The 7759-nt window shown below is 72.9% G+C and carries 6 protein-coding genes; 5 read left to right on the forward strand and 1 reads right to left on the reverse strand.

All coding sequences use genetic code 11. The features are described 5' to 3' along the window. The 3 genes from ACFWEK_RS16125 to ACFWEK_RS16135 all read left to right on the forward strand — a co-directional run. Positions 1-1263 (forward strand): ABC transporter substrate-binding protein (locus ACFWEK_RS16125; RefSeq protein ID WP_430554684.1); only part of this gene is annotated, 1263 nt, incomplete at its 5' end. Beyond that, entirely contained in the window at positions 1260-2168 is a 909-nt protein-coding gene (locus ACFWEK_RS16130; protein ID WP_430548435.1) for a carbohydrate ABC transporter permease, read from the forward strand. The genes ACFWEK_RS16125 and ACFWEK_RS16130, both read left to right, overlap by 4 nt. A gap of 1 nt (position 2169) precedes the next feature. Then, the gene (locus tag ACFWEK_RS16135) at positions 2170-3123 is read left to right on the forward strand and encodes a carbohydrate ABC transporter permease (RefSeq protein WP_430548434.1); all 954 of its coding nucleotides are present in this window, start codon (positions 2170-2172) and stop codon (positions 3121-3123) included. On the opposite strand, the gene ACFWEK_RS16140 is transcribed toward ACFWEK_RS16135, so the two are convergent. Next, positions 3113-3661, reverse strand: a complete 549-nt coding sequence (locus tag ACFWEK_RS16140) for a putative immunity protein (RefSeq protein ID WP_430548433.1) — start codon at positions 3659-3661, stop codon at positions 3113-3115. The genes ACFWEK_RS16135 and ACFWEK_RS16140 overlap by 11 nt on opposite strands. 169 nt (positions 3662-3830) lie before the next feature. Here ACFWEK_RS16140 and purL point away from each other — a divergent pair, with 169 nt between their 5' ends. After that, a complete protein-coding gene (gene purL, locus ACFWEK_RS16145) occupies positions 3831-6182 on the forward strand; it encodes a phosphoribosylformylglycinamidine synthase subunit PurL (protein ID WP_430554685.1) in 2352 nt (783 codons plus the stop codon). Positions 6183-6375: 193 nt separating this feature from the next. Next, on the forward strand, positions 6376-7713 hold the full coding sequence (gene gdhA, locus ACFWEK_RS16150; RefSeq protein ID WP_430548431.1) for an NADP-specific glutamate dehydrogenase: 1338 nt from the start codon (positions 6376-6378) through the stop codon (positions 7711-7713). The last annotated feature ends 46 nt before the right edge of the window (positions 7714-7759 follow it).

The raw sequence follows: 7759 nt of genomic DNA on the forward strand, positions 1-7759 counted from the left end.
GGCGTGGGACTGGCCGGCTGCGCGACGCCGGCCACCGCCGTCGACGTCGGCGCCCCCGGATTCGGGGACGGCGCGCGCGGCACGGTGGAGATGTGGTGCCGCTCGGACACGGTCAACGGCGTCCAGGCCGTGGTCGACGCCTTCCACGCGGCGCAGGACCGCGTCCGGGTGCGGCTCACGCCGATCCAGAACGGCCAGTACGTCACCAAGGTCGCCACGGCGATCCGCGGCGGCCGGGTGCCCGACGTCATCGACATCGACGACATCTACTCGACGATGTTCGCCTTCCGCGACGTGTTCACCGACCTCACGCCGCTGGTGGAGGACCTCGCCCTCGGCGACGCCCTCAGCCCCGGCCACCTGGCCCTCGCCACCAAGGAGGGCAAGCACTACGGGGTGCCCTTCCTCGGCGACTTCTCGGTCCTGTTCTGCAACACCGAGCTGTTCGACCGCGCCGGCCTGGACGTCGACGAGCACACCGCGTCGTTCCAGGGGATCCTCGAGGCCGCCCGCGCGATCGCGGGGCTCGGGGACGACACGTACGGCTGGTCGTTTCCCGGCAACGCGTCCGGCGCGCTGGGGTTCACCGTGCAGCCGCACGTGTGGGCCACGGGCGTCGACCTCATCGCCGGCGACGTCGGCGACCAGCGCGGGAACGTCGCCGGCAACGACGCGCTGCGCCGCACGCTCGACCTCGAGCGCACGCTCTGGGAGGAGCAGCTGGTGCCGCCCGGCTGCTTCGCCGACGACGCGTCGCGCTGGTCGGCCGACTACGTCGCCGGACGGCTCGGGATGTTCCCCGGCGGGTACGGCGTCGTGGCGCCGAACGCGTCGCCCGAGCTCCTGGAGCGCAGCCGCGTCGTGCTGCTGCCCGGGCCGGACGGCGGCCGCGCGTTCTTCGACGGCGGCGACAACCTCTGCATGCCCGCGGGCGGGGAGAACCCGGAGGGGGCGGCCGAGCTCATCCGCTTCGCGGTCGCCCTCGAGCAGCAGGCGCGCATGCCCGACGGGTTCTACTCGCCGATCCGCTCCGACGTCGTGACGCCGGAGTTCGCCCGCGAGCACCCGCTCGTCACACCCACGCTCGAGCAGCTCGACTCGGGGTACGCCCCCACGACGCTCGCCTACAACCTCATCTACAACCAGCAGGACGGGCCCTGGCTGCGCATGTTCCGCAGGGCCGTCTTCGACGGGGAGGTCGACGCCGCCATGGACGAGGCCCAGACCACGTACGACCGCATCCTGCGGCAGGCCCAGGCATGAGCGCCCCGGCCGTCGCCCGGCCCGCACGACGTCACGGCACCCTCACGCACCCCGCCCGCACGGGGGTGCTGCTCGTCGCGCCGGCGGTCGCGTTCGTCGTCGTGTTCGTGCTCGTGCCGCTCGTCTCCGCCGTGGGGATCTCGTTCACCAACCTCCCGCTCATCGGGACGTGGCGGTTCATCGGCCTGGAGAACTACGCGTCCGTGCTCACGGACCCCACGTTCTGGCGGGCCGTCGGCTACACCCTGCTCTACACCGCGATCGTCACGCTGCCGATCCTCGCGCTCGGCTACACGCTGGCGGTGGTCGTGCGGTCCAACCGCCGCGGCGCCACGGTGCTGCGCACGATCTTCTTCGTCCCGTACGTCATCGGCCTCACGACGCTCAGCTTCCTCATGCTGCTCGAGGCACAGCCGAACAGCGGCATGGTGAACGTGGTGCTCAAGGCCCTCGGGATCACCGACGGCTCGACGGCGTGGCTCGTCGACGGGCCGCTCGCCACCGGGCTGCTGTGCGTCATGGTGATCTGGGCGGTGTCCGGGCTCACCATGGTGCTGCTCATGTCGGGGATGCAGGGCATCCCGCGTGAGGTCTACGAGTCGGCCGAGCTCGACGGCGCCTCGTGGTGGATGCGCGAACGGTCGATCACGATCCCCCTGCTGCGCCGCACCATCGCGATGACCGTCGTGCTCTCCGTCATCGGGTCGCTGCTCGCGTTCACGCAGTTCTACATCCTGACCCAGGGCGGCCCCGGCTCCGACACCACCACCGTGGTGATGGCGATCTACCGCCGGGCGTTCGTGCAGCTGCAGCTGGGCGCGGCGACGGCGATGTCGCTCGTGCTGGTCGTCATCACCGGACTGGTCACCGCGGCGCAGTTCTGGCTGCTGCGGGAGAGGAGCTGACATGGCGGTCACGACGAGCGCACCGGGCACGACCGGGCTGGGCGCGCCGGGCGGGAGCTCTCGCGGCACGAGCCCGGGCCGCGGGTCCTCGCCAGGCGCGGCAGGGCCGACGTCGGGCCCCGAGCGCGACACGCGCGTGCGCCGCACGCTGTACGCCGTGGGCGGCATCCTCGCCGCCCTCGTCTTCCTCGTGCCGCTGGCGCTGGCGCTGGTGCGGTCCGGGCAGCCCGGCGACGTGGTCGTGGCCGCGCCGGACGGGCGCTTCCTCGACCTGTCGTGGGTCAACTTCCGGCTGATCCTCGACCAGCCGGAGATCTGGCGCGGCATCGTGAACTCGGTCGTCGTGTCCGTGGCGACGGCCGTGCTCACGGCGGTCCTCGCGACCCTCGCCGGGTACGGGTTCGCCAAGTTCGGCTTCCGCGGCCGGGGCCTGCTGTTCGGGCTGGTGCTGGTGACCCTCATGGTGCCGTTCCAGGCGATCCTCACCCCGCTGTACCTGCAGATGAACGCGATGCGGCTCACGGACAGCCTGTTCGGCCTCGTGCTCTTCTACACGACCGTGAACCTCCCGTTCTGCGTGTTCGTCATGCGCAACGCGTTCGAGTCGGTGCCCGGCGAGATCGAGGACTCCGCGCACGTGGACGGCGCGGGGACCGTGCGCATGATCGTGTCCGTGCTGCGGCCGCTCGTGCTGCCCGGCGCCGCGACGGCCGCCCTCTACGCGTTCCTCGCCTCGTGGACGGAGTTCCTCGGGGCGCTCACGTTCCTCACCGACTCGTCCCTCTACACGCTGCCCGTGTCGCTGGTGAACCTGCAGCAGGGGGCGTACGGGCAGGTGAACTTCGGGCTCCTGGCCGCCGGGTCCGTGGTCGCGATGATCCCGTGCGTCGTGCTGTACGTGGCCCTGCAGCGGTACTACGTGGCAGGCCTCGCGTCGGGGTCGGTCAAGGGCTGACGGTGCGCGCCCGACCCGGCTGGTCGTCGAAGACGTCCCAGCAGATCGCGGAGCGCGCCCGCTGGTCGTCGAGGACCAGGTCGAGCAGCTCGGCGGGCACCTGCTCCCGCTGCCAGTCCCGCTCGGCGAGCCGGGCGGCCTCGGCCTCGCCGGCAGGGGCGGCGGCGCTCGCGGCCCGGATCGCGTAGGCGGCGGCGCCCAGGTCGTGCGCGGCGACGTGGGCCACGGCGACGGCCTGCCCGGCCGCGAGCGCCGCGAACCGGGCGGGGTCGGGACGGCCCTTGCCGGCGGCGTTCGCGACGAAGGCGGTGCGGTGCGCCTCGCGCATCGGCACCTCGCCCCGGATCCAGCCGCGGGCGACCTCGAGCGCCTGCCGGGGGCGGTCGTCGTCCGGCGCCGCGCGCTCGAAGAGGGGCAGCACGTGGTCGGCGCAGGCCACCGCCCACCCGGCCAGCATCCGGTGGTCGTCGTCGGTGAGGGTCCCGCCCCGGCGCACGGTGATCAGGCGGGGGTCGCGCTCGGTGGGCAGGATCGGCATGCACCCATCCTGCCGCCCCGTCCGGGGTGCCGTCCGGCGCCGGTAGACTGGCGGGGCGCCGCGAGGCGCCCCCGCACGGACCGACGCCGGATGCCGGCACCCCGCGGTGCGGTGATCACCCGGTCCGAGCCCTGAGCTCTGCAGTACTCGCGCGACCCGAGGGAAGTTGATGACCGCCGCTGCCGACCGTGCCGAAGCCGTGTCCGCCCCCCGCCCCCAGCTGGACACCGTCGAGACCGCCGCGTCCACGCCGGACGAGGTCCAGCCGTACGCCGAGCTCGGCCTCAAGCCGGACGAGTACCAGCGCATCCGCGACCTGCTCGGGCGCCGCCCGACGGCCGCCGAGCTGGCCATGTACTCGGTGATGTGGTCCGAGCACTGCTCGTACAAGTCGTCCAAGGTGCACCTGAAGAAGTTCGGCGACCGGGTGACCGAGGAGATGAAGGAGCACCTGCTCGTCGGCATCGGCGAGAACGCGGGCGTCGTCGACGTCGGCGACGGCTGGGCGGTCACCTTCAAGGTCGAGTCGCACAACCACCCGTCGTTCGTGGAGCCCTACCAGGGCGCCGCGACCGGGGTCGGCGGCATCGTCCGCGACATCATCTCGATGGGCGCGCGCCCCGTGGCCGTGATGGACCAGCTGCGGTTCGGCGCCGTCGACCACCCGGACACCGCGCGCGTGGTGCACGGCGTCGTGAGCGGCGTCGGCGGCTACGGGAACTCGCTCGGCCTGCCCAACATCGGCGGCGAGCTCGTCTTCGACGGCTCCTACCAGGGCAACCCGCTCGTCAACGCGCTGTGCCTCGGGGTGCTCCGCCACGAGGACATCCACCTGGCGAACGCTTCTGGAGTGGGCAACAAGGTGGTCCTGTTCGGTGCCCGCACGGGCGGCGACGGCATCGGCGGGGCCTCGATCCTCGCCTCCGAGACGTTCGAGGACGGCGTTCCGGCCAAGCGGCCGAGCGTCCAGGTGGGCGACCCCTTCATGGAGAAGGTGCTCATCGAGTGCTGCCTCGAGCTCTACGCCGCGCAGGTCGTGGAGGGCATCCAGGACCTCGGCGCCGCGGGCATCTCCTGCGCGACGAGCGAGCTGGCGTCCAACGGCGACGGCGGCATGCACGTCTGGCTCGACGACGTGCTGCTGCGCGACCCCACCCTGAACGCCGGCGAGATCCTCATGTCGGAGTCGCAGGAGCGCATGATGGCGGTGGTCACGCCCGAGAAGCTCGAGCAGTTCCTCGCGATCACCGGCAAGTGGGACGTCGAGACCGCCGTCATCGGCGAGGTCAACGACTCCGGCCGCCTCACCATCGACCACCACGGCCAGCGGATCGTGGACGTCGACCCGAAGACGGTCGCGCACGAGGGCCCCGTCTACGAGCGCCCCTACGCCCGCCCGGCGTGGCAGGACGGCCTGCAGGCCGACACCACGGTCGCCGCGGGCCTGGCCCGCCCGGCGTCGGCCGACGACCTCCGCGCCACCGCGCTGCGCCTGCTGGCGTCGCCGAACCTCGCGTCCAAGGCCTGGGTGACGAACCAGTACGACCGCTTCGTCCAGGGCAACACCGCGCTCGCGCAGCCCGACGACGGCGGCGTGGTCCGCGTCGACGAGGCCACCGGCCGCGGCGTCGCCCTCGCCACCGACGCCAACGGCCGCTACGGCAAGCTCGACCCGCGCACGGGCGCCCAGCTCGCGCTCGCGGAGGCGTACCGGAACGTCGCGACGGCCGGCGCGAAGCCGCTCGCCGTGACGGACTGCCTCAACTTCGGCTCGCCCGAGCACCCGGACTCGATGTGGCAGCTCGTCGAGGCGATCGAGGGCCTCGCGGACGCGTGCCAGGAGCTCGGCGTCCCGGTCACGGGCGGCAACGTCTCGCTCTACAACGGCACCGGCGAGCCGGGGCAGATCGACTCGTCGATCCACCCGACGCCCGTCGTCGGCGTCCTCGGCGTCATCGACGACGTGCGCACGGCGGTGCCGTCGGGCTGGCGCGCCGAGGGTCTGTCGATCCTGCTGCTGGGCCGCACGGCCGACGAGCTCGACGGCTCCGCGTGGGCCGACGTCGAGCACGGGCACCTGGGCGGCCTGCCGCCTCGCGTGGACCTGGCGGCCGAGCGCGCGCTCGCCTCTGCGCTGGTCGAGGCGCGCGAGCAGGGCCTGGTCGCCGCCGCGCACGACCTGTCCGAGGGCGGCCTCGCCCAGGGGCTGCTCGAGGCGTCGCTGCGCTACGGCGTCGGCGCCGACGTCGCGCTCGACGGCGTCACCGGCCGCGACGGCGTGACGCCGTTCGCCGCCCTGTTCAGCGAGTCCACCGCGCGCGCCCTGGTGGCCGTCGACCCGGAGCACGAGCCCGAGCTCGTCGCGGTGGCGGAGGCCGCCGGCGTGCCGGTGCTGCGTCTCGGCCGCACCGGCGGCGAGGAGCTGGCGGTGGCCGGCGGCTTCGACGGCGAGACCTTCACGGTGCCGCTCGCCGAGGCCCGCGAGGCGCACGAGGGCACGCTGCCGCGCATCTTCGGCTGACGCGCGCGGCTGGGCTCGTCGGTCGAGCCTGTCGAGACCCGCGTGGTCTCGACGGGCGCGACCGACGGACGCCGCCGTCGTCTCGGCGTGTGAGATCACGTCTCGCGAGCGCATACCCTGCAAGGGACGTGCGTGTGCCGTGCCGCCCTCCGGGCCTTGCGGGCGCGCTCCCCACCTACCGGGAGGAGCCCCGATGGAAGACCGTCTGCAGCCTGTGTTCGCCGAGGTGCTGCGCCGCAATCCCGGCGAGGTGGAGTTCCACCAGGCCGTGCGCGAGGTCTTCGAGTCGCTGGGCCCGGTGCTGCGCAAGAACCCGCAGTACGTCGAGGCCGCCGTGCTCGAGCGCATCTGCGAGCCCGAGCGGCAGATCATCTTCCGCGTGCCGTGGGTCGACGACACGGGCCGCGTGCGGATCAACCGCGGCTTCCGCGTCGAGTACAACTCGGCCCTCGGCCCGTACAAGGGCGGCCTGCGCTTCCACCCCTCGGTGTACCTGGGGATCGTGAAGTTCCTCGGCTTCGAGCAGATCTTCAAGAACGCCCTCACCGGGCTGCCGATCGGCGGCGGCAAGGGCGGCTCCGACTTCGACCCCCGCGGCCGGTCCGACGGCGAGGTCATGCGGTTCTGCCAGTCGTTCATGACGGAGCTGTACCGCCACATCGGCGAGTACACGGACGTGCCCGCCGGCGACATCGGCGTGGGCGCCCGCGAGGTCGGCTACCTGTTCGGCCAGTACAAGCGGATCACCAACCGCTACGAGTCCGGCGTCCTCACCGGCAAGGGCCTCACCTGGGGCGGCTCGCTGGTGCGCCGGGAGGCCACCGGCTACGGCGCGGTGCTCTTCGCGCAGAGCATGCTCGGCACCAAGGGCGAGAGCCTCGACGGCCGTCGCGTCTCGGTGTCCGGCTCGGGCAACGTCGCGATCTACGCGGCGGAGAAGGCGCAGCAGCTCGGCGGCCGCGTGATCACGTTCTCGGACTCGTCGGGCTACGTCGTCGACGAGGCCGGCATCGACCTCGACCTGCTCAAGGAGGTCAAGGAGGTCCGGCGCGGCCGCGTGTCCGACTACGTCGACCAGCGCCCCGGCGCCCGGCTGGTGTCCGACGGCAGCATCTGGGACGTCCCCACCGACGTCGCGCTGCCCTGCGCCACCCAGAACGAGCTCTCCGAGACCGACGCCAAGCAGCTCGTCGCCAACGGCGTCCGCGCCGTCGCGGAGGGCGCCAACATGCCGACCACCCCGGAGGCCGTCGCCCTCCTGCGCGAGGCCGGCGTGCTGTTCGGCCCGGGCAAGGCCGCGAACGCGGGCGGCGTCGCGACGTCGGCGCTGGAGATGCAGCAGAACGCCTCGCGCGACTCGTGGAGCTTCGACTACACCGAGTCCCGCCTCGCCGAGATCATGACCGGCATCCACGACAACTGCCTCGCCACGGCGGAGGAGTACGAGGCGCCCGGTGACTACGTCGTCGGCGCCAACGTCGCCGGCTTCACCAAGGTCGCCGACGCGATGATCGCCTTCGGCGTCATCTGACGGCAGCAGCACGCACGACGACGGCGCGGCCCCGCAGGGGGACCGC

Origin of the sequence: Isoptericola sp. NPDC060257, from assembly GCF_042726645.1 — a bacterium.
Classification (GTDB): domain Bacteria; phylum Actinomycetota; class Actinomycetes; order Actinomycetales; family Cellulomonadaceae; genus Isoptericola; species Isoptericola nanjingensis.